Source organism: Kitasatospora sp. McL0602 (genome assembly GCF_052076145.1).
In the GTDB taxonomy this organism is placed as follows: domain Bacteria; phylum Actinomycetota; class Actinomycetes; order Streptomycetales; family Streptomycetaceae; genus Kitasatospora.
The window spans coordinates 4,872,847-4,899,363 of record NZ_CP197246.1; the positions used below are offsets into that span (position 1 = coordinate 4,872,847).

Consider the following 26,517-nt stretch of genomic DNA (forward strand, 5'->3'; position numbering starts at 1 on the left):
GACACCGACCCGCCATGCTCGCCTCGCGGCAAGTGGTCGCTCGAAGCGACTAAGGTTGGGCCCGGGGGCTTGGATCGAGCCGGTGTCCCGTCCAATGTAACGCATCAGTCCGGTGAGGCAGCCCGGCGCGGCAGATTTTCACGAAGTGGACCCGGGGGCGGGAGTCCTTGTTGTGGGGACCGTGCAATCAATGAACTTTATTTCTGAGTACCCACTGGTAGGTGCGACGATCGAGGTCTAGCATGCGCTGAGCAAGCGCTTCAACAGACTGTTGAAACAGCGGACGGAAGAAGGACGGTCGATGGCCACGGTGCCCAGTGTCTCGAACTCGATCACGGTGCGTCTGGAGGTCCCGGCCACGGGCAATGCGGTGAGCTCGATCACCACCGCGGTCGAGTCCTCCGGCGGCTCGGTCATCGGTCTGGACGTCACCGCCTCCGGCCAGGAGGCACTGCGGATCGACGTCACCGTCGCCGCCAGCTCCGTGGCGCACGGCGAGGAGATCGTCGAGAAGCTCCGCGCGATCGACGGCGTCACCATCGGCCGGGTCTCGGACCGCACCTTCCTGATGCACCTCGGCGGCAAGATCGAGATGTCGTCCAAGCTCCCGATCCGCAACCGTGACGACCTCTCGATGATCTACACCCCCGGTGTCGCCCGGGTCTGCATGGCGATCGCCGAGAACCCCGAGGACGCCCGCCGCCTCACCATCAAGCGCAACAGCGTCGCCGTCGTCACCGACGGCTCCGCCGTGCTGGGCCTGGGCAACATCGGCCCGATGGCCGCGCTGCCGGTGATGGAGGGCAAGGCCGCCCTGTTCAAGCGCTTCGCCGGCATCGACGCCTGGCCGATCTGCCTGGACACCCAGGACGCCGACGAGATCGTCGCCATCGTGAAGGCGATCGCCCCCGGCTTCGCGGGCATCAACCTGGAGGACATCTCCGCGCCGCGCTGCTTCGAGATCGAGGCCCGGCTGCGCGAGGCCCTGGACATCCCGGTCTTCCACGACGACCAGCACGGCACCGCGATCGTCGTGCTCGCCGCGCTCACCAACGCGCTGCGGGTGGTCGGCAAGCCGATGTCGGAGATCCGGCTGGTGATGTCCGGCGCCGGCGCCGCCGGGACGGCCATCCTGAAGCTGCTGATGGCCGCCGGGGTCGAGCACGCCACCGTCGCCGACGTGCGCGGCGTCGTGCACAGCGGCCGGGACGACCTCAACGACTCGCTGCGCTGGATCGCCGAGCACACCAACCGCTCGGGCCGCACCGGCACGCTCAAGGAGGCCGTGGCGGGCGCCGACGTCTTCATCGGCGTGTCGGCCCCGAACGTGCTGGACGGCGACGACATCGCCACCATGGCGGAGGGTGCGATCGTCTTCGCGCTCGCCAACCCGGACCCGGAGATCGACCCGGCCGTCGCGCGGCAGACCGCCGCCGTGGTCGCCACCGGCCGCAGCGACTTCCCCAACCAGATCAACAACGTGTTGGTCTTCCCGGGTGTCTTCCGCGGCCTGCTCGACGCGCAGAGCAAGACCGTCAACACCGAGATGATGATCGCCGCCGCCCGTGCGCTGGCCACCACCGTCGCGGACGACCAGCTCAACGCCAACTACATCATCCCGAGCGTCTTCCACCCGGACGTCGCCAAGACCGTCGCCGCCGCTGTCCGGGAGGCCGCTCTGGCGGCCCGTGGCGACGCCGAGCAGGCCCCCTCGCGCCCCACCCCGGGCATCGTCGGCACGCTCGACACCGCCGCCTTCCCGGCCGTCCGGCTCTGACCGACGCGGCCGGTCGGGAGCCGCATCCCTGACAGATTGTCGCCTTGTCGACACCACACGCCCCGAACCCTTGCGACACAAGGGGAAGGGGCGTGTTTGGGCTTGTCGGTGACAGGGCGTACGGTAGCCCTGGACGGGGTGGGCGTGTCCGACAAGTACGGAACGTCCCCCTCGGCGCCTCGGCATGTCGTCCCGACAGTCGCCCTCTCCGGTCCGCCGGAGCCGACGGAGTGTCACAACTCCGCCCGGTGGGTGCTGTTCGGGTCTGCGGGCCAGGGCCCGATTGGCTTTCTCAGTGCCGGTCGGGGCAGGATTCGTACCCAGGCAGTGCGGTTTGAGGCGCTTCGGGGTGCAAGCCCGACCCCTGACCAACCCTCGCCTGAACGAGCAACAGTGTGCGGACCAGCGGCCCAGCCGGGTGCCCCCGGAGGGACGACCGATGGGGCCCCCGCACGCCGCAACGCGAACAGACCACAGGAGTACACATGAACCGCAGTGAGCTGGTGGCCGCTCTGTCCGAGCGCGCCGAGGTGACCCGCAAGGACGCCGACGCTGTTCTGGCTGCCTTCGCCGAGGTCGTCGGCGAGGTCGTCGCCAAGGGCGACGAGAAGGTCACCATCCCCGGTTTCCTGACCTTCGAGCGCACCCACCGCGCCGCCCGCACGGCCCGCAACCCGCAGACCGGCGACCCGATCCAGATCCCGGCCGGCTACAGCGCCAAGGTCAGCGCGGGCTCGAAGCTCAAGGAAGCCGCCAAGGGCAAGTGACGCCAGGCTCCTCGGAGCCGCGCGTGACGTACGTACGACTGTGGCCGGTCCCCCTCCCGGGGGGCCGGCCACAGTCGTACGTACGGGTGGATCAGACAGCTCGGACGGCTCAGACGGTGACGAGCTCCTCGCTCGGCAGCTCCACCTGGGCGCCGAGGTCACGCAGCTTGTCCATGAAGTTCTCGTAACCGCGGTTGATCAGGTCGATGCCGTGCACCTTCGAGGTGCCCTCGGCGGCCAGCGCCGCGATCAGGTACGAGAAGCCGCCGCGCAGGTCCGGGATGACCAGCTCGGCGCCCATCAGCTTCGACGGGCCGGAGACGACCGCCGAGTGCTGGAAGTTGCGGGCGCCGAAGCGGCACGGGGTGGAGCCCAGGCACTCGCTGTAGAGCTGGATGTGCGCGCCCATCTGGTTCAGCGCCGAGGTGAAGCCGAGCCGCGACTCGTACACCGTCTCGTGGACGATGGAGAGCCCGCTCGCCTGCGTCAGCGCGACGACCAGCGGCTGCTGCCAGTCGGTCTGGAAGCCGGGGTGCACGTCCGTCTCCAGGGCGATCGCCTTGAGCTCGCCGCCCGGGTGCCAGAAGCGGATGCCCTCGTCGTCGATCTCGAAGGCACCCCCGACCTTCCGGAAGGTGTTCAGGAAGGTCATCATCGGGATCTGGTCGGCGCCCCGGACGTAGATGTCGCCCTTGGTGGCCAGCGCGGCGCAGGCCCAGGAGGCGGCCTCCAGGCGGTCCGGCAGCGCGCGGTGGTTGTAGCCGCTCAGCTCGTCCACGCCGGTGATCAGGATGGTGCGGTCGGTGCCCAGCGAGATGATCGCGCCCATCTTCTGCAGCACGCAGATCAGGTCGACGATCTCCGGCTCGATGGCCGCGTTGCGCAGCTCGGTGACGCCCTCGGCGAGCACGGCCGTCAGCAGCACCTGCTCGGTCGCGCCGACCGACGGGTACGGCAGCTCGATCCGGGTGCCGCGCAGCCGCTGCTGGGCCACCAGATAGGTGCCCTGCGGGTGCTTCTCGATCGTGGCGCCGAACTGGCGCAGCACCTCGAAGTGGAAGTCGACCGGCCGGCCGCCGATGTCGCAGCCGCCGAGGCCCGGGATGAACGCGTGGCCCAGGCGGTGCAGCAGCGGGCCGCAGAACAGGATCGGGATGCGCGAGGAGCCCGCGTGCGCGTCGATGTCGGCGACGTTGGCGCTCTCCACGTGCGAGGGGTCGAGGATCAGCTCGCCCTCCTCGTCGCCGGTGCGGACGGTCACCCCGTGCAGCTGCAGCAGGCCGCGGACGACCTTGACGTCACGGATGTCCGGGACGTTGCGCAGTCTGCTGGGGCCCGTGCCGAGCAGGGCGGCGACCATGGCCTTGGGGACCAGGTTCTTCGCACCGCGGACGCGGATCTCGCCTTCGAGCGGGTTTCCGCCGTGGACCAGCAGGACGTCGTCGGTCATCGTTCTCGCAATCCGGGATGCCAGGGGGGAGGGCACGTGCTGTGGCCTGGGTGTGGCCCCGGGGGACCGGGGATCAAAGGAGCCACCACCACCTGTAGATGGTAATGGCCGGTCGAATGGTTCCCTTGCGCCCTATTAGTGATGGTGCTCTCTCCTGGGGCCCACGGACCCCCGGGTTGGGCCGTACGGGTGTTCGTGGCCGAGGGTGCGGGTTTCGTGTTGGGGGCGGCCTCCGGGCCGGGGTTGCGGGATCATAGCGGCATGACCCCGGCCCTCTCGCACACCGGCCGCCTCCTCGTCGCGACGCCCGTACTGACCGACCCGAACTTCGCGCGGTCGGTGGTGCTGCTGCTCGACCACGACCCGCAGGGGGCGCTGGGCGTGGTGCTGAACCGGCCGACACCGGTCGAGGTCGAGCGGGTGCTGGACGGCTGGGCCGACCTCGCCGGGCGCCCGGCCGTAGTCTTCCAGGGCGGCCCCGTCGGGCTGGACTCGGCGCTCGCGGTGGCCGTCGTCCCCGGCGAGCCCGGCCAGGCCGAGCCGCTCGGCTGGCGACGGGTGCGCGGCGCGATCGGCCTGGTCGACCTGGAGGCGCCACCGGAGGTGCTGGCGGGCGAGCTGGGCGGCCTGCGGGTCTTCGCCGGGTACGCCGGCTGGTCACCCGGCCAGCTGGAGACCGAGGTCGCCGAGGGGGCCTGGTACCTCGTCGACTGTGAGCCGGGCGACATCTTCGACCCCGAGCCCGAGCGGCTCTGGCGCTCGGTGCTGCGCCGCCAGCGCGGGCCGCTGGCGATCCTCGCCACCTACCCCGACGACCCGACGCTGAACTGACAGTCTCGGGGGGCCTTGGGGTTTCGGTGCTGGCTCGGTCCGGAGCGGCGCCCATAGACTTGGCACCCATGAGCACTCTTGAGCCCGAGCGCGGCCTCGGCACCGGCACCCTGGTCGAGCCCGTCCCCCAGGTGTCGCACGGGGACGGCGACCACGAGCGCTACGCGCACTACGTCCAGAAGGACAAGATCATGGAGAGCGCGCTCTCCGGCACCCCGGTCGTCGCGCTCTGCGGCAAGGTCTGGGTCCCCGGGCGCGACCCGAAGAAGTACCCGGTCTGCCCGATGTGCAAGGAGATCTTCGAGGGCATCGAGCAGCCGAAGGACGGCGACAAGGACAAGTAGCACGCAGGCGGAGTCGCCCGCGATCGGCCTTTCTCGCGTTCGGCCTTGCCCAGGGTCGGCCTTACTCGCATTGGTCTATGCCAATCGCGGTGGCGCGGGGCAGGATGACCGCATGGACATCCTCCCCGCACCGCTGAGCGCGCAGCACGCCGAGGAAGGGGCCCTGCCCCTCGGCCCGGCCACCACGCTGACCGCCGGGCCCGGCACCGAAGCCGTCGCCGCCTGGCTGCGCGCCGCCCTCGCCGCCGCGACCGGCCTCCCACTGCCGCCCGGCCCGCCCGGCCCGCCCGGGGCATCCGGCGCGTCCGGCATCGAGCTGGCGCTCGACTCCGCGCTGCCGGCGGAGGGGTACCGGATCACCGTCCGCGACGGGCGGGCCGTGCTGCTCGGCGGCACGGCCGCCGGGGTCTTCTGGGGTGCTCAGACCCTGCGGCAGCTGCTCGGCCCGGCGGCCCTGCGCCGCGCGGCCGTCCGCCGCACCGGCTGGGTGCTCCCTGGCTGCGAGATCGAGGACGCCCCGCGCTTCGGCTGGCGCGGCGTGCTGCTGGACGTCTCCCGGCACTTCCTGCCCAAGGCGGACGTGCTGCGCTTCCTCGACCTGATGGCCGCGCACAAGCTCAACGTCCTGCACCTGCACCTCACGGACGACCAGGGCTGGCGGATCGAGATCCGGCGCTACCCCCGGCTGACCTCCGTCGGCGGCTGGCGGGAGCGCTCGATGGTCGGCTTCCGCGCCGGTGAGCGCCGCGACGACCGCCCGCACGGCGGCTACTACACCCAGGACGACCTGCGCGAGATCGTCGCGTACGCCGCTGACCGGCAGATCACCGTCGTCCCCGAGATCGACGTGCCCGGCCACGCCCAGGCCGCCATCGCCGCCCACCCCGAGCTCGGCAACACCGACGTGCTGGACACCGGCGCGCTCGGCGTCTGGACGGACTGGGGCGTCAACCCCAACGTGCTGAACGTCTCGGACGCCACCCTGCGGTTCTACGAGGGCGTGCTGGAGGAGGTGCTGGAGATCTTCCCCTCCGAGTTCGTCCACATCGGCGGCGACGAGTGCCCCAAGGAGCAGTGGAAGGCCAGCCCCGCCGCCCAGGCCCGGATCGCCGAGCTGGGCCTGGCGGGGGAGGACGAGCTGCAGAGCTGGTTCATCCGGCACTTCGACGGCTGGCTCAGCGCGCGGGGCCGCCGGATGATCGGCTGGGACGAGATCCTGGAGGGCGGCCTGGCGCCGGGCGCGGCCGTCTCCTCCTGGCGCGGCTACGAGGGCGGCGTGGCCGCCGCGAAGGCCGGGCACGACGTGGTGATGTGCCCCGAGCAGCACGTCTACCTCGACCACCGGCAGGCCGCCGGGACGGACGAGCCGATCCCCGTCGGGTACGTCCGCACGTTGGAGGACGTCTACCGCTTCGAGCCGGTGCCGCCGGAGCTGGACGCGGCGGCCGCCGCCCACGTGATCGGCACCCAGGCCAACCTCTGGACGGAGTTCGCGGACAGCGCGCGGGACGTCGACTACCGGGCCTTCCCCCGGCTCGCCGCGTTCGCCGAGGTCGCCTGGTCCGACCTCCCGCGTGACCCGGCGGCCCGCGACTGGGCCGGGTTCGAGCAGCGGATGACCAGCCACTACGCCCGGCTGGACGCCCTCGGCGTCGAGTACCGGCCCCCCGCCGGCCCGCACCCCTGGCAGCGCCGCCCCGGCGTCCTCGGCCGTCCGATCGGGTAGGGGCGCGCCCTCGGGAACCCCGTACCACGGTGGATCGTCAAGAACTGGTGAACATCTGGTCCCGTTCGGACCGAGTGGGGGCGGAAGGCGCCCGGATTCGTCCGGGATTCTTCCCACTTGCAGGTGACCCCGGAGTTGATCGCCGAGCATTGTGTGCCAGAGTTGCCCAACCCGCACCGATCGCCCGTACCCTACGGGCCAGGCCGTTCGGCTGGGTCGGGGCTGGCAGGCGATGAGTTAAGTGGAGCACGGTGGAATCCAGGTGAACCGGACGATCATGCTGCCGGCCTCGCTCGACGAGGCCGTCGAGGCGCTCGCCGCCACTCCCGGAGCGGTACCGGTGGCCGGTGCCACCGACCTGATGGAAGCCGTCAACGCGGGCCGCCTGCGCCCCGCCGCGCTCATCGGCCTGGGCCGGATCAACGAACTTCGCGGCTGGCGCTACGAGGACGGCGGCACCGCCGTCCTCGGCGCCGGCCTCACCCACGCCCGGATGGACCGCCCCGACTTCGCCGCGCTCATCCCCGCCCTCGCGGACGCCGCCCGCACCGCAGGCCCCCCGCAGATCCGCAACGTCGGCACCCTCGGCGGCAACATCGCCACCGCCGCCCCCGCCGGCGACACCCTCCCCGTGCTCGCCGCCCTGGAGGCCACCGCAACGCTGGCCCGCGCCGGTGCCACCCGCGAGGTCCCCGTCAGCCACCTGCTCACCGGCCTCGACCCGCTGCGCCCCGGCGAGCTGCTCAGCTGGGTCCGCGTCCCGCTGCTGCACGCCCCGCAGGTCTTCCTCAAGGCCACCGGCCGCAGCGGCCCCTCCCGCGCCACCGCCTCCGTCGCGCTCGTCCTCGACCCCGCCCGCCGCGCCGTGCGCTGCGCCGTCGGCGCGGTCGCCCCCGTGCCGCTGCGCCCGCTGGAGGCCGAGGCCTGGGTGGCGGGCTGCATCGACTGGGACGCCCGCGGCGAGGAGGGCATGACCACCATCGACCCCGCAGCAGCCGCCGCCTTCGGCGAGTACGTCGCCGCCGCCTGCATCCCGGACCCGCCGGAAGGCGGTAACGAGGGGCGGGCTGCGGCCGCCGCCAGGCTGCGGCGTACCGTATCGGTGCTGGCCCGACGGGCTCTGGGAAGGGCACTGAAGTGACGACGGACTCGATCGGCTTCGGCCACGTCGACCTGGGGCAGGATCTGCTCGGCTTCGGCCTGGGCAGCGGCGGCACCCGCCCCTGCGCCTCCTACACCCTGCGCGTGAACGGCGTCGACCGGCCCGTCACCGACGCCTGGATCGGCGAGAGCCTGCTCTACGTGCTGCGCGAGCGGCTCGGCCTCGCCGGGGCCAAGGACGGTTGCGAGCAGGGCGAGTGCGGCGCCTGCTCGGTGCAGGTCGACGGGCAGCTGGTCGCCGGGTGCCTGGTGCCCGCCGCGCTCGCCTCCGACAGCGAGATCGCCACCGTCGAGGGCCTCTCCGCCGCCGGCACCGCCAGTGACGTGCAGCAGGCCCTCGCCGACTCCGGCGCCGTGCAGTGCGGCTACTGCACCCCCGGCATGGCGATGGCCGTCCACGACCTGCTCCAGCGCAACCACCGGCCCAGCGAGGTCGAGGCCCGGCAGGCGCTCTGCGGCAACCTCTGCCGCTGCACCGGCTACCGGGGCGCGCTCGCCGCCGTCCAGGCCGTCGCCGAGGCGCGCGCCGCCGAGGAGGAGGAACTGCTGCTGCCGGCGGAGAACGAGACCGCCGACGTCGAGCCGCTTGCCGAAGCTGTGGCTGCGCCCGTTGTGCCCGCGCAGTCCGCCGCCGACCTGCCGCTCGCCGGGGAGCTGCCGCTCTACGCCGACTCCGAGCTCTGGGTCGAGGCCGACCCGCCGCAGCCCACCGCCGCCGGGACGGGCCTCGGCGTCGGCATCGACTACGGCGCCGCCGCGACCACCCACCAGACCGGCATCTACGAGCCCGCCGGATACCCGCCGTACCCCGCGACCCCGCCGGGGTACGAGGCCCAGCCCGGCTACGAGACCTCGTACGAGACCCCCTACGACGCCTCGTTCGACGCCGTCTACGAGCCCGCCCAGTACGAGGCGACGCCCGCCCACGGCACCGTCCACGACGGCGGCGGCTACGACGGCACCCCCGCCCACGGCACCCCGTACATCCCGACCCCCGCCCACGGGACGGAGTACCAGGAAGCGGCCGCCCACTTCCCCCAGCCGACGGCCCCTGAGGACGACCACGCATGAGCTCGCCCACCGACCTCGCCCCGGCCCCCACCGCCGACGAGGCCCCGGCCGCCGACCCGTACGGCCTCGGCAGCTCCGCGCTGCGCAGCGACGCCCTCCCCAAGGCCCTCGGGATCTACCCCTACGCCGCCGACCTCTGGGCCGAGGGCCTGCTCTGGGGCGCCGTCCTGCGCGCCCCCCACCCACATGCGCGGATCGTCTCCGTCGACACCTCCGCCGCGCTCGCCATCCCCGGCGTGCACGCCGTGATCACCGCGGCCGATCTCCCCCCCGGCCCCGAAGGCACCCCCGACGGCGCACCGGACGGCCCGATCACCGCCGACCGCCCGATCCTCGCCAGCGGCCTCGTCCGCCACCAGGGCGAGCCCGTCGCCGCCGTCGCCGCCGACCACCCCGACACCGCCCGCCTCGCCGCCGCCGCCGTCCTCGTCGAGTACGAGGTGCTGGAGCCCGTCACCGACCCTGAGCAGGCGTTCAACGCCCCGCCGCTGCACCCCGACGGCAACCTCTTCCGGCACATCCCGCTGCGCACCGGCGACCCCGAGGCCGTCGGCGAGATCATCGTCGAGGGCCTCTACCAGGTCGGCCGCCAGGACCCGGCCCCCCTCGGAGCCGAGGCCGGGCTCGCCGTGCCGCGCCCCGACGGCGGCGTCGAACTGCACCTCTCCTCCACCGACCCGCACGGCGACCGCGACCGCACCGCCGCCTGCCTCGGCCTGGAGCCGGACCGCGTCCGCCTCGTCGTCACCGGAGTCCCCGGCGCCACCGCCGACCGCGAGGACCTCTCCTTCCAGGTCACGCTGGCCCTGCTGGCGCTGCGCACCGGCCGCCCGGTGAAGATGACCCTCACCCGGGAGGAGTCCTTCCAGACCCACACCTCCCGCCACCCCGCCCTGCTGCGCTACCGCCACCACGCGGACGCCGACGGCCGCCTGGTCAAGATCGAGGCGCAGATCCTGCTGGACGGCGGCGCCTACGCGGACGTCTCCGCCGAGGCACTGGCCGCCGCCACTGCCTTCTCCGTCGGCCCCTACAACTGCCCCAACGTCTTCGTCGACGCCTGGGCCGTCCGCACCAACAACCCGCCCGCCGGGCGGATGCGCGGCGAGGGCGCCCTGCAGAGCTGCTTCGCGCACGAGTCCCAGCTCGACCAGTTGGCTCTCCGGGTGGGCGTGGACCCGTTGGAGATCCGCCGCCGCAACGCGATGGCCACCGGCGACCCGCTGCCGACCGGCCAGGCCGTCACCTGCCCCGCACCGGTCGCCGCCCTGCTGGACGCCGTCTCCGCGTCCCCGCTGCCGCTGTTGCCGATGGACGACCCCGAGGGCGACTGGCTGCTGCCCGGCGGCCCCGGCGGCGCGGGTGACCCGTCGGCCGTGCGGCGAGGCATCGGGTACGCCGTCGGCATGGTCCACATGCTCGGCGCCGAGGGCGAGGACGAGGTCTCCACCGCGACCGTACGGGTCAGCGGCGACCACGCCACCGTCATCTGCGCGGCGGTTGACTCCGGGCAGGGTTTCGCGACACTCGCCCGGCAGATCGTGCAGTCCGTGCTGGGCGTGACGGAGGTCTACATCGCGCCGGTGGACAGCGACCAGTCGATCGCGGGCCCGTCCGCGCGAGGCCGGCACACCTGGGTCTCCGGCGGCGCGGTCGAACGGGCCGCCCTGATGGTCCGCCACCAGCTGCTCCAGCCGATCGCCGCCAACTTCGGCATGTCGGTCGAACTGCTCTCGATCGCCGACGGCAAGATCACCTCCTACGACGGCGTCCTCGGCATGCCCGTGGGGGAAGCCCTGGAGGGCAAGGAGCTGTGGGCCACCGCGCAGTGCCGCCCCCACCCGACCGAGCCGCTCGACGAAGCCGGGCAGGGGGACGCCTTCGTGTCGGTCGCCTTCTGCGCCATGCGGGCGGTCGTCGATGTCGACATCGAGCTGGGCGCCGTGCGGGTCGTCGACGTGACGGTCGCCCAGGACGTCGGCCGGGCACTCAACCCGCGCCAGATCGAGGAGCGGATCGAGGCCGGAGTCGCCCAGGGCGTCGGCCTGGCCCTGCTGGAAGACCTCCGGACGGAGGGCGGCCGCCTGGTCAACCCCTCCCTGACGGGCTATCGGCTGCCGACCGCCCTGGACACGCCCGACGTGCGGATCGCTGCGCTGCTGGAGGAACGCGACGTCGTCGCGACGTTCGGCGCCAAGGCCGTCAGCGCAGTCCCGGCCGTGGTCGCCCCGGCAGCGGTCGCGGCCGCCGTCCGGGCAGCGACCGGCCTGCCGGTCGGACGCCTCCCGATCCTGGCTGAGGACGCCATCGTCGGGTGACGCTGCCCCCCCAAGCTCAAGGGAGCCTCAACTCGCGGGTGTGGAACCCGTGTAGGGGCGTGGGCCCCTGCCCACGCCAGCCGGACGAGCGATACGATCGCACCGGGCCGTCCTGTGTTTCGGGACGAACCAGGTACAGATCTGACGGGTTCTGACGGGTAACGGGGTAGGGATGACGCTGACCAGGTTCTTGCGCGCGATCAGCGCCACGACGCTCGTCGGGGGCCTGCTGCTGGCAGGGGTGCCGGCCGCTTCGGCGGATCAGGTGCGGGATGCACAGTGGCCTAACCAGTACTTTGACCTAAAGAAGGTCTGGTCTGTCAGTAAGGGTGACGGAGTGATCGTTGCCGTTATCGACGATGGTGTCGACGCCAGCCATCCTGATCTGACAGGCAGTGTGCTGCCAGGCCATGACCCGAGCGGCCAGGGGCTTGACGCTCATCCGACCCTTCCGCACGGGACGAAAATGGCCGGCATCATCGCCGCGCATGGCCATGGCAGCAATGAGGGCGCGCTGGGGCTGGCGCCGGGCGTGAAGATCCTCCCGATCTACAAGACCACGGCGCACAACAGCGATGCTGTTCCTGACGACATTCGCTGGGCCGTGGACCACGGTGCCAAGGTCATCAACATTTCGCAGGGCTCTTCGACAAGCAGCTCTGGGATCAACGACGCTATCGCGTATGCCGCGCAGCATGACGTCTTGGTAGTAGTGGCCGCCGGCAACAGTGCGGCTCCAGTCGAAAGCCCGGGTCGAGAGCCGGGAGTCATGGCTGTTGGCGCTGTGGACAAAACCAACAGTATCTGGAGCAAGTCCAACTTCGGGCCCGAGGTGATGATCGCGGCTCCAGGCGTAGACATCGTCGGGGATGGCGCTTGCGACGGTGGTCAGTACTGTATTGGTGACGGCACGTCAGACTCGACGGCGTATGTTTCTGCGGCCGCAGCCCTGGTGCGGGCGAGGTTTCCACAGCTGACGGCGGGGCAGGTGGCCAATCGCTTGACCAAGTCGGCGCTTGTACCCACCGCACTTAATGGCTCCAAGCTGCCAGACCCGCATTACGGTTATGGGATCCTCCGGCCGTACGAGGCGCTTACCCAGGACATCCCAGCCGGATCGACTCAAGGGCCGCTCGCCAAGACTGATGGAGGATCGTCCGCCTCTGTGCCTTCGACTGCTGCGACGCCTGGGGGCGCTGCTCCCGGCACCGCCGGTCCGGGTGGCACGACGCCGACCCTAGTCTCGACTGGCTCAAGCTCGAAGGGGTTGTTCATTGGGGCGGCTGTTGGGCTCGCGGTCCTGGCACTGTTGGTGATCATCGTTATCGTGGTCGCCCGCCGTCGCAAGACCTCACCTCCGGCGCAGCCCGGCCTTGCACCCTACGGTGCACCGCAGCAGTACCCGAACCAGTTCCAGCCGCCGTACCCGAACCAGCCGCAGCAGCCGTACGGAAACCAGGCGCCGCCGCAGGGCTACCCGCCCCAGCAGCCGTACCAGAATCCGTACGGTCAGGGTGGTAACGATCAGCGTTGAGGGTGTGTCAGCACCTGCCTTGCAAGCGCTACGATCGAATGCCCTGCCAGCCAACTGAGGCCCGCTCATCCGGGCCGCCCGCACTACCCGCCGGAGCCAGTGCCAGACGGGGAAGTATCGACACTCCAGGGGGAGAGAGCCGCATGTCCGACGGATACCGGGTCAACACCGACGAGTTGGAGGCAGTCGTCAAACGACTGCGAGCCCTCCAGCAGAACCTCGGTCAGACCGCGGACAAGTCGAAGTACAACACGGTCACCAGCCGGGACGACTTCGGTGGTGACTTCGTCGAGGCCCACAGTCTGTCCATGGCCCACGACACCATGAAGAGCTTCCTGGACGACACCTGCCTGAAGCTCAACAAGTTGATCGGCGAGTTCGGTGACAAGACCCACACGGTCACTACCTCGTACCAGGACCTTGAGGAGCAGGGCAGGGTCACAATGAACTCCCAGCAGCAGGACAGGAGGGCCGTCTGACATGGCCGCTTCCGACAAGACCCACTTCGACCAGTACGCGTTTCACCCGCTCAGGGACATGGTCGGTCACTCGAGCCCCGACCGGCTCAAGGAGGTTGGCGCCCACTGGAGCAGTGTCCACGAGGAGCTGCAGTCTGCTGCGGAGGACCTGAAGAGCGCCGTCGCGCATGCGATGCAGAACTGGCAGGGCAGCTCTGCGGAGGGCTTCGCCAAGAGCGCCGAAGACATCCACGTCAGCATGGTCAACACGGCCGCGCATGCCCAGAACACGGGCTCGGCGATGGCCTACGCGGGCGAGGCGCTGCACCAGACCAAGACGGCGATGTCCTCGATCCACGACCCCAGCAGCTTGGGCAGCGCGTGGAAGTTCGTCACCGATGGCGGAGACCGTTCGGACGCGCAGTTCAAGGCCGACCTGGCGTCCGGGATGCCCCGGTTGGAAGCGCTGAACAAGAACAAGGACCAGCTGTCGGCCGGCGAGATCACGCACCAGAACGCGATCGCCGTGATGGAGAACCTCTCGCCGCAGTACATCGCTGCTGCGCAGCTGATGGACCCGCCGCAGGGTGACCGTGGTGGCGATAAGCGCTTCCCCCCTGCCCCTGACCAGGGCCCGATCGGCACGTCCCCGACCCCGGTGACGCCCGTGAACAACCCGCACATTCAGCCGGTCAGCCCGCCTGGTGGAGGCTCGGGTGGTCCGGGTGGGGGGCCGGTTCCTGCTCCATACCACCCGGGGCCGACACCGACGCCGTATCACCCGGCGCCGGTGCCGGTGGGTCCGGGTGGGCCGATTACGCCGACTCCGCCGTATCACCCGGGGCCGGTGACGCCGGTCGGGCCGATCGGGACGGTGCCGCCGATCGACCCGCCGAAGTTGGGGATTGACGGTGTGTCGCCTCCGGTGGTGTCGCCTACGCCGATCGGCGGGCCTGGGCTCGGTGGCGGTGGGTTTGACGGTGGTGGCGGTGGCGGCAGCATCGGTGGGCTCGGTGGGGGCGGTGGCCTCAGTGGGGGCAGCAGCTTCGGCGGGCTTCCCGGTGGTGGCCTGGCCGGGCTCGGCAGCGGTGGCAGTGGCAAGAGTGGCCTGGGTGGTGCTTCCCGTCCGGGCGGTGCCGGTGGGCTGGGTGCTGGTGCGGCCGGCGGCGGGGCCGGTGGTGCGGGTGGCGGTAAGGCCGGTGCGCCTGGTGCCGGGGGGATGCACGCCCCCAGTGGCATGGGTGGTGCCGGTGGCGGCAAGGGTGCCGGTGCCAAGGGCGGCAGTGGGCTGACCCGTAAGGCCGGCGGCACGGTCGGCGGTGCGCGGGGCGGGGCTTCCAAGGGTGCGTTCACCCAGGGTGGCTCGGGGCTTGGCAAGGGCCGCGGCGGTGCCGCGGGCCAGGGCGGTGCGCCCGGGATGGGCGGCGCGGCCGGCAAGAAGAAGGGTGGTACGAAGGGCAACCGCCCCGACTACCTGGTCGAGGACGAGGACACGTGGCGTACCGGTGGGGCCAACCCGCCGGTCATCGAGTAGTCGTCCCAGGTTCGGAATGAGCCCGGTCGGGCCGCGAGAGCGGTCCGGCCGGGCTTTTTCGTAGGGTAATGGAAATGCGAAACGGAATGCCGAATTGCCGGACGGCGGAAACGCCGTCCGGCAATTCGACGATGGAGGCCATGGCGGGAATCGAACCCGCGTAAACCGCTTTGCAGGCGGTTCCCTGAACCACTCGGGCACACGGCCGTGGGGTGGAGAAGTGGGGAGGGGTCAGCGACAACAACAGGTGGGAGCGGTACAGGTGCGGGGCGCTGCGTCAGCCACCGTCTTCCTGTCCATGATCTGCTCCCGTTGTCGGTCGTGCGCCTGTGTGCTCCTGCTGATGAATTCATCTTATGCGGGGCTTCGGGGGGTGCGTCAATATCCGTTCATGAATTCTGTGTTTCGTCGTGTGCTACCGTCGAAGACAGGTGAGTGATCACCTCCGGACGAGCGCGTCGTACCCGGCACGACAAGACGGCGCAGGAACAGCGGCAGTGGCAGCGATCGGCAGCCACTGCCGACTCACTACTGCGGAGGGTCTGTCGTCATGGCTTGGGTCGTTCTGATCATCGCCGGTGTCCTGGAGACGGTGTGGGCGGTCGCCCTGGAGTCGTCGAAGGGCTTCTCGCGGCTCGTTCCCAGCCTGGTGTTCGTGGTGGCGCTGGTGCTCAGCATGGGTGGGCTGGCGTACGCGATGCGCAGCATTCCGCTCGGTACGGGCTATGCGGTGTGGGTCGGGATCGGCGCGGTCGGGACGGCGCTGTACGGGATGGCGGCGATGGGTGATGCGGTGACGACGGCCCGGATCGCCTGTCTGGTGCTGATCGTGGGCGGGGCCGTGGGGCTCAAGGTGCTGCACTGAGACCAGCCGGGGCGTAGGTCCGGAGAGGTAGTCGGGTTCGGTCTGCGGGTCAGGAGTCATCCGGCTGGTAGGGCCTTACGATGAACGGCATGACCACAGCCTCCCCCACCTCGGTCGACCGCGCTCCCGGCCACCTCCCGACGGACGACGACGACGGTGACGCCGGCGGCGGTGTCCTCAGTGGCCCGTACCGGGCGCTGACGCTCGGGATCATCTCCGTGGTGCTGCTGCTGGCCTTCGAGGCGACGGCGGTGAACACCGCGATGCCGGTGGCGGCTCGGCAGTTGGACGGGCTGGGGCTGTACGCCTTCGCCTTCTCCGGGTACTTCACCAGCACGCTGTTCGCGCTGGTCGTCTCGGGGCAGTGGTGCGACCGGCGGGGGCCGATGGCGCCGCTGTTCACCGGGATAGCGGTGTTCGGGGTCGGGCTGCTGGTGGCGGGGACGGCGGTCGGGATGTGGCTGTTCGTCGCCGGGCGGGCGGTGCAGGGGCTCGGCGGTGGGCTGGTGATCGTCGCGCTGTACGTGGTGGTCGGACGGGCCTTCCCGGAGCGGCTGCGGCCGAAGGTGTTCGCGGCGTTCGCGGCGGCCTGGGTGCTGCCCTCGGTGGTCGGGCCGGTGGTGGCGGGGGCCGTCACGCAGCATCTCGGCTGGCGGTGGGTGTTCCTCGCCGTCCCGGTGCTGATCCTGCTGCCGCTCGCCGTGATGGGGCCCGCGCTGCGCCGTTCCGAGCGGGCGCAGCCGAGCGGGCTCGGGGCGGAGATCGACCGGCGGCGGACGGCGCTGGCGGCGATGGCCGCCGTCGGTGCGGGGCTGTTGCAGTACGCGGGGCAGCGGCTCGACCTGCTCGGGCTGGTGCCTGCGGTGGCGGGTGCGGCGTTGCTGGGCCCGGCGGTGGTGCGGCTGCTGCCGCCCGGCACCCTGCGGGCGGCGCGCGGGCTGCCGGTGGTGATCCTGCTGCGTGGGGTGGCGGCGGGGGCGTTCTTCGCGGCGGAGGCGTTCGTGCCGCTGATGATGGTCACTCAGCGGGGGCTGTCCCCGACGATGGCGGGGCTGACGCTGACCAGCGGCGGGCTCTCCTGGGCGCTGGGCTCCTGGCTCCAGGGGAGGTCGTGGGCGGACCGCCACCGGGAGGGGCTGATCCGGGTCGGCTTCGTGCTGACGGCGGTGGCGATCGCGGGGGCGGGGCTGGTGCTCGTACCGGCCGCGCCGGTGTGGGCTGCGGCTGCGGCCTGGGGGGTCGGCGGGATCGGGATGGGGCTGACGGTGTCGACGGTCAGCGTGCTGATGATGAAGCTGTCCGCGCCGGAGGAGGCCGGGGCGAACTCGGCCTCGCTCCAGCTGAGCGACGCGCTGGGCAACGTCCTGCTGATCGGTCTGGCGGGGGTGCTGTTCGCGGCGCTGGGCGGTGGGTCGGCGGCGGCCGCCGCCGACGGGTCCTCGGTGCCGGCGGCCGCGTTCGCGGTGATCTTCGTGGTGATGACGGGTGTGGCGCTGCTCGGCGCGCTGCTCTCAGGCCGCGCGCGAAGCTGAAGCAGCGGGAGCAGGTGCCGACGGCGCTGCGGCGGGCGTGCCGAGCAGGGTCTCCCAGCCGCCGGTCGGGGCCTCGCCGGGGTTGAGGGCCTGGAGCTTGCGGAGCACCGCCGGGTCCTGGGCGTCGAGCCACTGGGTGAGCTGGCGGAAGGAGACCAGCCGGACGTCGGGGTGGGCGGCGATGGCGGTGAGCACGTCCTCGACGGCGTTCATGTAGATGCCGCCGTTCCACTGCTCGAAGTGGTTGCCGATGTAGAAGGGCGCCCGGTTGGACCGGTAGGCCCGGTCGAAGCCGGCCAGCAGCGAGTCGCGGGCCTGGGTCTGCCAGGCGGGGTGCATCCCGGCGTCGCCCTTGGTGTTGCTGCCGGACTGGTTGTACATGATGTTGTAGTCCATCGAGAGCACCTGGAAGCTGTGCCCGGGGAAGGGGATGGACTGCAGCGGGAAGTCCCACAGCGCCCCGCCCTGGAACTTCTGCGGCCAGACCTGGAGCCCGCCGGGCCCGCTGCTGTCGTACTTCCAGCCGCGCGCCGCCGCCGTCGGCAGCAGGCCGCGCTGGCCCTCCAGGCAAGGGGTGCGGCCGCCGATCAGCTCCTTGCGGTAGTCGAAGGGGAGCGCGGGGAGGTCGGTGAAGCCGGTGTTGGTCTTCCAGTTCATGACGAAGGACATCGCCTGCTCGATCTCGCTGTCCCACTCCTCGGGTGACCACTTGCCGCCGCCGTTGGCGCCGCAGAAGTGGCCGTTGAAGTGGGTGCCGATCTCGTGGCCCTCCAGCCAGGCCGCGCCGATCTGCTGGAGCGTGTCGTGGATGTGCTGGTCGCTCAGGTACCCGATGTCGCTGGCGCCGATCGGGTGCTGCGGCGGGCGGTAGAGGTCCTTCTTGCCCTCGGGGAGGGTGTAGATGCCGCTCAGGAAGAACGTCATCGACGCCTTGTGGTCCTTGGCGAGCTGGCGGAAGCGGGTGAAGAGCCGGTTGTCGAGCTCGCCCGCGCCGTCCCAGGAGAAGACCACGAACTGCGGGGGCCGCTCGCCGGGGGGCAGGGGTACGGCCTTCGGCTGGCCCGGCTGCGGGCCGGTGTCGGAGGTGGAGCCGTCGCCGATCAGCGTCGCGGGCGGCTTGGGGGCGGGGCTCGGGCTGTTCGGGTGGGCCGCCGAGGACGGGACGGCGAGGGGCGCGGGCGCGTGCTCGCCCTCACTGCCGGTACCGGAGCCGCAGCCTGCGGCCAGCGTGGCGGCGGTGGCGGCCCCTGCGGCGAGCAGTGTCCGGCGGGAGAGAGCGTCCATGGTCACATCCGTTCCTGGGGAGCGCGGCGAGTCCCGTACGAGCAGTCCAAGGCGGTCGGACTAGTCCGATGAGCCGTCGAATCGTTCGAATGCGGGTCAGCATGCCACGGGTATGACTGTCAGTCCGTCCGACAGGGCCGCCGCGACGGGCGGTGTCCCCGGTACGCGCCGCGCGCACGTCCGTTCGGCCCATGGGCCGCATCGCCCGGCCGGCGGACACGACTGGCGGGCCGGGCTGAGCGGGCGTCAGCTGGTACCGAATCCGGAGGAGTGTGCCCCCAGCGATGTGGCAGTCGGTGCTCGACGCGTACCGGGAGCGGATCGTCGACACCGGTCGGCAGCCGCTCTTCCTGCTGCTGGCCGGGTTGATCAGCTCCTTCCTGTTCATCCGCTTCAGCGTCCGGATGATCCGGCGCGGCACCAGCTGGTGGCCGGGCAACGTCACGCCCGGCGGGCTGCACATCCACCACGTGGTCTTCGGCCAGGGGCTGATGGTGATCTGCGGGGTCGGCGCGTTCGCCGTCCGGGGCGACACCGGGGCGCTGCACAACGTGCTGGGGTTCGGCTTCGGCGCCGGCTGCGGGCTGGTGCTGGACGAGTTCGCCCTGGTGCTGCACCTGGAGGACGTCTACTGGAGCGAGCAGGGCCGCAAGTCGGTGGACGCGGTGATCCTGGTCGTCGCGTTCATCGCGCTGCTGCTGCTCGGCGAACTGCCGTTCGGCGGCTTCGAGCGCGGGCTGAACGCCGGTCAGCTGGTGGTGGCCGGGGCGGTGCTGCTGCTGGTGGTGGTCTGCCTGGTCAAGGGCAAGATCTGGACCGGCCTGCTCGGGGTGATGTTCTGGCCGCTCGCGGCCGTCGGCGCCGTCCGGCTGGCCCGCCCGCGCAGCCCCTGGTCACGCTGGCGCTACCGCTCGCGCCCCAAGCGGATGGCCCGCGCCGAACGCCGCGAGGCCAGCTTCCACCGACGGCTGGTCGCCGCCAAGACCGCCGTGTACGACGTGCTCGCGGGCACCCCTGACCTCTCCCCGGAGCCCGTCGTCGTGCCCGAACCCGAGCCGTTCGAGCCGTACGTGCCGCCGCCGCTGCCCGCCTGGCGCGGGCGCTGCGCCGGCGTCGCCGAGTGGTACCTGCGGATCGCGACCCTGCTCAACTTCGCCGCCGGGCTGATCGCGCCGTTCCGCGACCAGGTGCACCGCGCCAACAGTGGCGAGTTCTTCACCCCCGTGCTGATGACGGCGGGTTTCACCGCGGCGCTCTTCGCCGGGCTGCTCGCCGTGATGCTGCGCCGCCGCAAGCGGGCCGCCTGGATCGTCGCGACCGTCGTCGTCGCCCTCTACGGCGGGGTCTTCGCGCTCGCCCTGGCCGCTCTGCCGGACGACCGCGCGCACCCCTTCAACTGGGTCTCGGCGGGCCTCACCCTCGCCGTCCTCGCCGCACTGCTGCTCAGCCGCCGGGCCTTCCACGCCAAGGGCGGGCCCGGCAACGTCGTGCTCGGCCTGGCCGTGCTGCTGCTCGGCGGCGCCGCCGTCACCGGCCTGGGCGCGGCCCTCGTCCGGGCCACCTACGCCGGGCCGCCGCCCGACTGGGGGGACGCGGCGACGTACGTCGGCTTCCGGCTGGTCACCCTCTCCGGGATCGTCGAGTACGTCGACCTCGACGTGCCCAGCTGGGTCGACCTGACGCTCAACAGCCTCGGCGCCGCCCTGATGCTGCTCACCCTGCGGGTCTTCTTCCGCTCCGCCCGCGCCGCCGACGCCTTCGGCCCCGAGGACGAGCAGCGGCTGCGGGCCCTGCTGGAGCGGCACGGCGCCCGGGACTCGCTCGGGTACTTCGCGCTGCGCCACGACAAGTCGGTCTGCTGGTCGCCCTCGGGCAAGGCGGCGGTGCTGCACCGGGTGGTCAACGGCGTCGCCCTCGCCTCCGGCGACCCCCTCGGCGACCCGGAGGCCTGGCCGCAGGCGATCGAGGTCTGGCGCGAGCAGGCCCGTGCCCACGGCTGGGTGCTCGCCGTCACCGGTGCGGGGGAGCGCGCCGGCGAGGCCTACCGCCGGGCCGGGCTGCGGGCGTTGGAGCTCGGCGACGAGGCGGTGGTGGAGACCGACGGCTTCACCCTGGAGGGCCGCTCGATGCGCACCCTGCGCCAGACCCACAACCGGGTCGGCAAGGCCGGGTACCGGGCGGTGCTGCGCCGGCACCGGGACATCCCGCCGGAGGAGCTCGCCGAGCTGGTCCGGCTCGCCGACGCCTGGCGGCACGGCCGCACCGAGCGCGGCTTCTCGATGGCGCTCGGCCGCCTCGGCGACCCCGCCGACGGCGACTGCCTGCTGGCCGAGTGCCGGGACGAGGACGGCCGCACCTGCGCCCTGCTGAGCTTCGTGCCCTGGGGAGCGCACGGCCTCTCGCTCGACCTGATGCGGCGTGACCGGGAGTCCGACAACGGGCTGGTGGAGTACCTCGTCACCGAACTGCTGCTGCGGGCCCACGCCGGCGAACTGCAGGTCGTCCGGCTGTCGCTGAACTTCGCGATGTTCCGGTACGTCTTCGAGCGCGGCGCACGGGTCGGGGCCGGGCCGGTGCTGCGGCTGCTGCGGGCGGTGCTGCGGTTCCTCTCCCGCTGGTGGCAGCTGGAGTCGCTCTACCGGGCGAACGCCAAGTACCAGCCGCAGTGGGAGCCGCGCTTCCTGCTCTACGAGAAGTCCTCCGAGCTGCCCGCGATCGCCGTCGCCAACGGGCTGGCGGAGGGCTTCCTGACGCGGCCTCGGCTGCTGCGCCCGCTCACCCGTTCAGGGGCGGCTGCGGATGCCGCCCGGCCCGAAGCCGGATCTACTGAATGAGATCCACCAGCCGCGAGACGGGGTGCACACGTGAACGAGGACGCGCGCAGCCCCTGGCCGGGGGCACTGGCGGCGGGTGCGGCACTGGTGCTCGGCGCGTGGCTGGTCCAGGGCAACGGGCTGCCCCCGCTGCCCGGCGCCGACCAGGCGCTCGGGGCCGTCGGGTCCGAGGTGTTCGCGCCGCCCCGGCCACGCGCCGTGCCGACCCGGATCAGGATCCCCACCCTCCAGGTCGACGCACCCGTCACCGGCCTCGGGCTGGACGGCGAGGGCCGGATCCGGCCGCCCGACGACACCGACCGCAACCTGGCCGGCTGGTACCGGGAGGGCATCACCCCCGGCCAGCGTGGAACCGCGATCATCGCCGGACACGTCGACACCAGGCAGGGCCCCGCCGTCTTCTACCGACTCGGCAGCCTGCACCGGGGCGACCAGCTGGAAGTGGCCGGAGCGGACCGGGGCTCCGCGTTCTTCGTGGTCGACGCCGTCGAGGTCTACACCAAGAAGGACTTCCCCGACGCCAAGGTCTACGGCCCGGCCCGGGGCTCCCAGCTGCGCGTCATCACCTGTGGCGGCGGCTACACCGAGCAGGACGGCTACGACGGCAACGTCGTGGTCTACGCCCACCTGGTGCGCGGCGTCTCCGCCTGACACCCGAACCGACACCCGAGACCTCCGGAGGTAGCAGGACATGAGCCGGCCGACAGCGGCGTGGAATCCGATCGACTGGTCGCTGACGCACGGAGTGATCCCGTACGCGATCCTGGCGATCGGCTGTGCCGCCCTGCTGGCCCTCGCGGTCTCCGGCACCAGGCACTGGTGGAGCCGCAGGCTGCCCTGCGCCGTGGTGATCGCCGCCGCGCTCGCCACACTGATCCAGATCGCCGTCGACGACTGGTGGCAGGTCCTCCCCGACGGCCTGCCGTACGAGGTCACCGGCTGGCTCGGCGTCGGCATCCTCGGGCTCTGCCTGGCCGCCTTCCGGATGCCCACGCTGCGCTGGCGCGGGCGGGCCGGGGCCGTCGTCGCCGCCGCCCTGGTGGTGCTGATGTCCGCCTCGCAGATCAACCGGGAGTTCGACCAGTACCCGACCCTGCGGGTGCTGCTCGCCCCCTGGATCGGCAAGACCGAGAAGCTGACCACCGGGAGGGTGAGCAGCGTCGTCACCGCGCCGCCCGGCCGCCCGCTCTCCGAGGTCTGGCACCGGCCCGCGAACCTCCCGGCCAAGGGCACCATCTCCACCGCCCCGGTGCCCGGCGTGAAGTCCGGCTTCAACGCCCGGGACGCGTACGTCTACCTGCCGCCCGCCTACCAGGCCGACCCGCGCCCGCTGCTGCCCGTCCTCGTCCTGATGGCCGGTCAGCCCGGCTCGCCCGCCGACTGGGTCAACTCCGGCGGGCTCCAGGACCAGATGGACGCGTTCGCCGCCAAGCACGACGGGCTCGCCCCGATCGTCGTGGTCGCCGACCAGACCGGCTCGACCTGGGGCAACAGCCTCTGCATGGACTCCCGGATCGCCAAGGCCCAGACCTACCTGGCCCAGGACGTCCCCGACTGGGTCCACACCCACCTCCAGACCGCCACCGGCCGCACCTCCTGGGCCATCGGCGGGCTCTCGCTCGGCGGCACCTGCTCCCTCCAACTCGGCGTCAACGCGCCCCAGGTCTACGGCTCGTTCCTGGACATCTCCGGCCAGGAGGAGCCCACCCTCGGCAGCCACGACAAGACCGTGCAGGAAGCTTTCGGCGGCGACGAGGCGGCCTTCGACGCCGTCGACCCGCTGCACGTGATGGCCCGTCAGCGCTTCCCCGACACCGCCGCCTCCTTCGTCGTCGGTGCCAGCGACGGCGAGTACGGCCCGCAGCAGGCCAAGGTCTACGCCGCCGCCGTCAAGGCCGGGATGAAGGCCAAAGCCGGCACCGTCCCCGGCGGGCACGACTGGAACACCTTCCGAGCGGGCCTCGGTGACAACATCCCCTGGCTGGCCCAGCAGACAGGACTGACCGGATGACCGAGAGCCTGGCCGCCACAGAGCCGGTCCCGACCACCCCGCGCCCCGAGCGCGGCTGGCACCGCTGGCTGCGGGCCCTCGCCCCGCTCGCGGCCCAGCTGCGCACCGCCCCGCTGACCCTGACGCTGATCGCCGCGCTGTGGGTCGTCGGCGCCGCCACCGGCAGCCTCGGCGAGGGGCCGTCCCCGCGCCTGCTGCAGCAGGTCGGCGTCGGCCTGCCCACCCTCGACGCCGGTCACTGGTGGGCCCCGGCCGCCTCGCTGCTGTGGTGCTCCGGCATCGGCTCGTACGTCGTCACCACCCTGCTGATCGCGGTGATCGGCCCGCCCGCCGAGCAGCGGCTCGGCTCCCCGCTCAGCGCCCTGGTGCTGCTGCTCGGGCAGATGTTCGGCAGCGTGCTGGGCACCTACCTCGTCCGGCTCGGCATCGCCGCCGACCTCGGCTGGACGCAGGCCATCCAGGACCAGGCCGCCGTCGGCCCGACCGTCGGGGTCTTCGCGCTGGCCGCCGCGCTCAGCTACCGGCTGACGGTGCTCTGGCGCCGCCGCCTGCGGCTGCTCGTGGTGCTCGTCCCACTGGTGATGATGCTCTACATCGGCCACCTGCAGTCCGTCCAGCGGGTCGCCGCCGTCGCCGTCGGGTTCGCCCTCGGCGCGCTGCTCCAGCGCCGCCTGCCCAAGGTCGCGCGCCACGTCTCCCGTACGGAGACCCGGGTGCTGGTCGCGCTCTGTCTGATCGCCACCGCGATCGGCCCGCTCGTCGCCTCGCTCTACCAGGACGCCATCGGCCCCTTCAACACCCTCGGCGACCTCTACTTCTCGCACGTGCCCTCCGCCGACGAGGTCCAGCTCGCCTGCGAGGAATCCGTCCAGGCCTGCGCCCGCGCGCACTCCGTTCAGCGCTTCTTCCACTCGCCCGGCCTGCTGATGGCCGCCCTGGTGCCGTTCCTGCTGCTGGTGCTCGCCGAGGGCCTCCGGCGCGGCCTGCGGCTCGCCTGGTGGATCACCACCATCACGGAGCTGCTCTGGATCGGCGTGCTCTGCTGGCTGCTGGTGCTCAACTACCACGACTTCGCCCAGGACAACGGCGAGAAGTACCTCTACGAGCTGATCGGCGAGGCGCTGCTGCTGCCCGTCCTGATGCTCGCCCTGCTGCTGCGCACCCGCCGCAGCTTCGACCAACGGCTGCCCCGCCGCGACACCCGCCGGCTGGCCGTCGTCGTCGGCGGCACCCTGCTGCTCGCCTGCGCCGCGTACGTCGGCATCGGCTGGCTCGTCCGGGACCAGTACGAGCCCGACGCCACCATCGGCGCCCTCTTCGCCGGGCTGCCCTCGGAGCTGCTGCCGCCCGCCTACAACGACCTGCTGCCCGGCTACCCGATCGCGGCGGGCGGCACGGCGCAGACGCTGGAGATCTACTGCGGGGTGGTCTTCTGGGCCGTCGCGCTGATCGCCCTGCTGCTCGCCTTCCGCCGCCCCGTGGTGCACGTCGACGCCGAGGCCGCCGCCCGCGCCCGGGAGCTGCTCACCCGGTACGGCGGCTCCACGCTCTCCTTCATCAGCACCTGGGACGGCAACCACTACTGGTTCGACGAGCAGGGCGAGGCCGCGGTGCCGTACCGGGTGATCGCGACGGTGGCGCTCACCACCGGCGACCCGTTCGGCGAGCCCGCGGCGCGGCGGCGGGCCGTCGCGGGCTTCGCCCGGTACTGCGACACCCGGGGCTGGACGCCCTGCTTCTACAGCGTCACCCCCGAGACCCTGGAGGCCGCCGAGCAGCTCGGCTGGCGCTCGCTCCAGGTGGCCGAGGACACCGTCGTGCCGCTGCCCGACCTGGCCTTCACCGGCAAGAAGTGGCAGGACATCCGCACCTCGCTGAACAAGGCCGGCAAGCAGGGCATCACCGCCGAGTGGTGGAGCTACCCGGAGGCGCCGATCGCCATCAAGGAGCAGGTCCGCTCGATCTCGGAGGAGTGGGTCTCCGACAAGGGCCTGCCCGAGATGGGCTTCACCCTCGGCGGCCTGGCCGAGCTCGACGACCCGGCCGTGCGGGTGCTGGTCGCCGTCGACGCCGACCGCACCGTGCACGGGCTGACCAGCTGGATGCCGGTGTACGAGAACGGCGAGCCGGTCGGCTGGACGCTCGACTTCATGCGGCGCCGGTCCGAGGGCTTCCGGGGCGTGATGGAGTTCCTGATCGCCTCGGCCGCCCTCGGCTTCAAGGAGGAGGGGGCGCGTTTCCTCAGCCTCTCCGGTGCTCCGCTGGCCCGCGCCGACCGGGGTGAGCCGCAGGCCGCGCTGCAGCGGATGCTCGACTGGATGGGCAAGGTGCTGGAGCCGGTCTACGGCTTCCGTTCGCTGCTCGCCTTCAAGGCCAAGTTCCAGCCCGAGTACCGGCCGATGTACATGGTCTACCCCGACCCGGCCGCACTCGGCAGCATCACCCGCGCGATCGGCAAGGCGTACCTGCCGCACCTCACGCCGTCCCAGGGCGTCCGGCTGATGCGGCGGCTCTCGTCATGACGTAATGGCCAGCCCCCTGGGGGCTGGTTCTTTGCGTGAGCTCAGCCGAGCAGTTCGGCGAGGGCACGGTCGGCGTCGAGGTGGTTGAACTCCTGGCCCTCCGGGACGGCCAGGTGGCTGCGCCAGAGGAAGCGCCGGAGCTGGCCGGCGTCGAACTGGAGCAGGGCCACGCCCTCGGCCGCCCGCAGCTCGACCATCGCGCGGCGGCCCAGGGTCGGCCGGATGTGCACGTCGCCCTCGCCGGTCGGTTGGTCCAGCCCGGCGGCGAGCAGCTGGCGGGCGAACACCCACTCGACCTCGGGGTCTCCGGGCCCGCTGCTGCTCTCCGCGTCGAGCGAGTACTCCGCCGGGAAGGCCATCCGGACGGCGAGCGGGTCGTCGACCCGGTACCGCAGGGTGACCCGCAGCAGCGCCGACCGCTGGGCGGAGAGAATCAGACGGGCCTGCACGACCTGCTCGACGGCTACGGACATGAGCTTCCTCCCGGTGGCGCGAACG

The 26,517-nt window shown here is 72.0% G+C and carries 19 protein-coding genes, 1 tRNA gene, 1 pseudogene and 1 riboswitch; of the genes and pseudogenes, 17 read left to right on the forward strand and 4 right to left on the reverse strand.

Features of this window, described 5'->3' with window-relative positions; all coding sequences use genetic code 11:
- Window positions 1–301: 301 nt before the first annotated feature.
- Both ACR68M_RS22290 and ACR68M_RS22295 read left to right on the forward strand, forming a co-directional pair.
- Window positions 302–1,777, forward strand: coding sequence for an NAD-dependent malic enzyme (locus ACR68M_RS22290; protein WP_441245871.1), 1,476 nt, complete (start codon window positions 302–304; stop codon window positions 1,775–1,777).
- Between the two features lie 485 nt (window positions 1,778–2,262).
- Complete coding sequence (locus ACR68M_RS22295) at window positions 2,263–2,544, forward strand: HU family DNA-binding protein (RefSeq protein WP_104816345.1); 282 nt, start codon at window positions 2,263–2,265, stop codon at window positions 2,542–2,544.
- Between the two features lie 109 nt (window positions 2,545–2,653).
- On the opposite strand, the gene murA is transcribed toward ACR68M_RS22295, so the two are convergent.
- Window positions 2,654–3,994: a UDP-N-acetylglucosamine 1-carboxyvinyltransferase gene (murA, locus tag ACR68M_RS22300; RefSeq protein WP_441245872.1), complete on the reverse strand. Its 1,341-nt coding sequence runs from the start codon at window positions 3,992–3,994 to the stop codon at window positions 2,654–2,656.
- 261 nt (window positions 3,995–4,255) lie between these two features.
- On the opposite strand from murA, the gene ACR68M_RS22305 reads away from it, so the two are divergent.
- From ACR68M_RS22305 to ACR68M_RS22345, 9 genes and pseudogenes are all read left to right on the forward strand, one after another.
- Window positions 4,256–4,825: a YqgE/AlgH family protein gene (locus ACR68M_RS22305; protein ID WP_441245873.1), complete on the forward strand. Its 570-nt coding sequence runs from the start codon at window positions 4,256–4,258 to the stop codon at window positions 4,823–4,825.
- A gap of 68 nt (window positions 4,826–4,893) precedes the next feature.
- Window positions 4,894–5,169, forward strand: coding sequence for a DUF3039 domain-containing protein (locus ACR68M_RS22310; protein WP_441245874.1), 276 nt, complete (start codon window positions 4,894–4,896; stop codon window positions 5,167–5,169).
- Between the two features lie 112 nt (window positions 5,170–5,281).
- Window positions 5,282–6,895 carry a beta-N-acetylhexosaminidase gene (locus tag ACR68M_RS22315; protein ID WP_441245875.1) on the forward strand — a complete coding sequence of 538 codons (1,614 nt, stop codon included), beginning with the start codon at window positions 5,282–5,284 and terminating at the stop codon, window positions 6,893–6,895.
- 277 nt (window positions 6,896–7,172) lie between these two features.
- The gene (locus ACR68M_RS22320; RefSeq protein ID WP_441251683.1) at window positions 7,173–8,036 is read left to right on the forward strand and encodes an FAD binding domain-containing protein; all 864 of its coding nucleotides are present in this window, start codon (window positions 7,173–7,175) and stop codon (window positions 8,034–8,036) included.
- 80 nt (window positions 8,037–8,116) lie between these two features.
- A pseudogene (locus tag ACR68M_RS22325) lies at window positions 8,117–8,677 on the forward strand ((2Fe-2S)-binding protein); the annotation flags it as partial.
- Window positions 8,678–9,123: 446 nt separating this feature from the next.
- On the forward strand, window positions 9,124–11,445 hold the full coding sequence (locus ACR68M_RS22330) for a xanthine dehydrogenase family protein molybdopterin-binding subunit (protein WP_441245876.1): 2,322 nt from the start codon (window positions 9,124–9,126) through the stop codon (window positions 11,443–11,445).
- A 172-nt stretch (window positions 11,446–11,617) separates the two neighbouring features.
- On the forward strand, window positions 11,618–12,979 hold the full coding sequence (locus tag ACR68M_RS22335; RefSeq protein WP_441245877.1) for a S8 family serine peptidase: 1,362 nt from the start codon (window positions 11,618–11,620) through the stop codon (window positions 12,977–12,979).
- Window positions 12,980–13,122: 143 nt separating this feature from the next.
- Window positions 13,123–13,458, forward strand: coding sequence for a hypothetical protein (locus ACR68M_RS22340; protein WP_441245878.1), 336 nt, complete (start codon window positions 13,123–13,125; stop codon window positions 13,456–13,458).
- 1 nt (window position 13,459) lies between these two features.
- Window positions 13,460–14,971, forward strand: a complete 1,512-nt coding sequence (locus tag ACR68M_RS22345; RefSeq protein ID WP_441245879.1) for a WXG100 family type VII secretion target — start codon at window positions 13,460–13,462, stop codon at window positions 14,969–14,971.
- A 132-nt stretch (window positions 14,972–15,103) separates the two neighbouring features.
- Here ACR68M_RS22345 and ACR68M_RS22350 read toward each other — a convergent pair.
- Window positions 15,104–15,178: transfer RNA gene (locus ACR68M_RS22350), tRNA-Cys, on the reverse strand.
- A gap of 223 nt (window positions 15,179–15,401) precedes the next feature.
- Window positions 15,402–15,458, forward strand: a riboswitch (guanidine-III (ykkC-III) riboswitch).
- A 63-nt stretch (window positions 15,459–15,521) separates the two neighbouring features.
- On the opposite strand from ACR68M_RS22350, the gene ACR68M_RS22355 reads away from it, so the two are divergent.
- Complete coding sequence (locus ACR68M_RS22355; RefSeq protein WP_441245880.1) at window positions 15,522–15,836, forward strand: DMT family transporter; 315 nt, start codon at window positions 15,522–15,524, stop codon at window positions 15,834–15,836.
- An 89-nt stretch (window positions 15,837–15,925) separates the two neighbouring features.
- Window positions 15,926–17,368 carry an MFS transporter gene (locus ACR68M_RS22360; RefSeq protein WP_441245881.1) on the forward strand — a complete coding sequence of 481 codons (1,443 nt, stop codon included), beginning with the start codon at window positions 15,926–15,928 and terminating at the stop codon, window positions 17,366–17,368.
- Here the strand turns inward: ACR68M_RS22360 and ACR68M_RS22365 are convergent.
- Window positions 17,348–18,652, reverse strand: a complete 1,305-nt coding sequence (locus tag ACR68M_RS22365) for a hypothetical protein (RefSeq protein WP_441245882.1) — start codon at window positions 18,650–18,652, stop codon at window positions 17,348–17,350. The two genes, ACR68M_RS22360 and ACR68M_RS22365, sit on opposite strands and share 21 nt — an antisense overlap.
- 272 nt (window positions 18,653–18,924) lie before the next feature.
- On the opposite strand from ACR68M_RS22365, the gene ACR68M_RS22370 reads away from it, so the two are divergent.
- The 4 genes from ACR68M_RS22370 to ACR68M_RS22385 are packed head-to-tail and all read left to right on the forward strand — an operon-like array spanning window position 18,925 to window position 26,019.
- A complete protein-coding gene (locus ACR68M_RS22370) occupies window positions 18,925–21,486 on the forward strand; it encodes a phosphatidylglycerol lysyltransferase domain-containing protein (RefSeq protein ID WP_441245883.1) in 2,562 nt (853 codons plus the stop codon).
- Window positions 21,487–21,516: 30 nt separating this feature from the next.
- Entirely contained in the window at window positions 21,517–22,137 is a 621-nt protein-coding gene (locus ACR68M_RS22375; RefSeq protein ID WP_441245884.1) for a class F sortase, read from the forward strand.
- Window positions 22,138–22,177: 40 nt separating this feature from the next.
- Window positions 22,178–23,497: an alpha/beta hydrolase gene (locus tag ACR68M_RS22380; protein WP_441245885.1), complete on the forward strand. Its 1,320-nt coding sequence runs from the start codon at window positions 22,178–22,180 to the stop codon at window positions 23,495–23,497.
- Window positions 23,494–26,019, forward strand: coding sequence for a phosphatidylglycerol lysyltransferase domain-containing protein (locus ACR68M_RS22385; protein WP_441245886.1), 2,526 nt, complete (start codon window positions 23,494–23,496; stop codon window positions 26,017–26,019). Before ACR68M_RS22380 ends, ACR68M_RS22385 begins: the two co-directional genes overlap by 4 nt.
- Window positions 26,020–26,060: 41 nt before the next feature.
- Here the strand turns inward: ACR68M_RS22385 and ACR68M_RS22390 are convergent, their stop codons facing one another.
- Entirely contained in the window at window positions 26,061–26,492 is a 432-nt protein-coding gene (locus ACR68M_RS22390) for an SsgA family sporulation/cell division regulator (RefSeq protein ID WP_441245887.1), read from the reverse strand.
- Window positions 26,493–26,517 lie beyond the last annotated feature (25 nt).

Coding starts and splice junctions, on each gene's coding strand:
- ACR68M_RS22290 (WP_441245871.1), top strand. CDS start 302: ATGGCCACGGTGCCCAGTGTCTCGAACTCGATCACGGTGCGTCTGGAG.
- ACR68M_RS22295 (WP_104816345.1), top strand. CDS start 2,263: ATGAACCGCAGTGAGCTGGTGGCCGCTCTGTCCGAGCGCGCCGAGGTG.
- murA (WP_441245872.1), bottom strand. CDS start 3,994: ATGACCGACGACGTCCTGCTGGTCCACGGCGGAAACCCGCTCGAAGGC.
- ACR68M_RS22305 (WP_441245873.1), top strand. CDS start 4,256: ATGACCCCGGCCCTCTCGCACACCGGCCGCCTCCTCGTCGCGACGCCC.
- ACR68M_RS22310 (WP_441245874.1), top strand. CDS start 4,894: ATGAGCACTCTTGAGCCCGAGCGCGGCCTCGGCACCGGCACCCTGGTC.
- ACR68M_RS22315 (WP_441245875.1), top strand. CDS start 5,282: ATGGACATCCTCCCCGCACCGCTGAGCGCGCAGCACGCCGAGGAAGGG.
- ACR68M_RS22320 (WP_441251683.1), top strand. CDS start 7,173: ATGCTGCCGGCCTCGCTCGACGAGGCCGTCGAGGCGCTCGCCGCCACT.
- ACR68M_RS22330 (WP_441245876.1), top strand. CDS start 9,124: ATGAGCTCGCCCACCGACCTCGCCCCGGCCCCCACCGCCGACGAGGCC.
- ACR68M_RS22335 (WP_441245877.1), top strand. CDS start 11,618: ATGACGCTGACCAGGTTCTTGCGCGCGATCAGCGCCACGACGCTCGTC.
- ACR68M_RS22340 (WP_441245878.1), top strand. CDS start 13,123: ATGTCCGACGGATACCGGGTCAACACCGACGAGTTGGAGGCAGTCGTC.
- ACR68M_RS22345 (WP_441245879.1), top strand. CDS start 13,460: ATGGCCGCTTCCGACAAGACCCACTTCGACCAGTACGCGTTTCACCCG.
- ACR68M_RS22355 (WP_441245880.1), top strand. CDS start 15,522: ATGGCTTGGGTCGTTCTGATCATCGCCGGTGTCCTGGAGACGGTGTGG.
- ACR68M_RS22360 (WP_441245881.1), top strand. CDS start 15,926: ATGACCACAGCCTCCCCCACCTCGGTCGACCGCGCTCCCGGCCACCTC.
- ACR68M_RS22365 (WP_441245882.1), bottom strand. CDS start 18,652: ATGGACGCTCTCTCCCGCCGGACACTGCTCGCCGCAGGGGCCGCCACC.
- ACR68M_RS22380 (WP_441245885.1), top strand. CDS start 22,178: ATGAGCCGGCCGACAGCGGCGTGGAATCCGATCGACTGGTCGCTGACG.
- ACR68M_RS22385 (WP_441245886.1), top strand. CDS start 23,494: ATGACCGAGAGCCTGGCCGCCACAGAGCCGGTCCCGACCACCCCGCGC.
- ACR68M_RS22390 (WP_441245887.1), bottom strand. CDS start 26,492: ATGTCCGTAGCCGTCGAGCAGGTCGTGCAGGCCCGTCTGATTCTCTCC.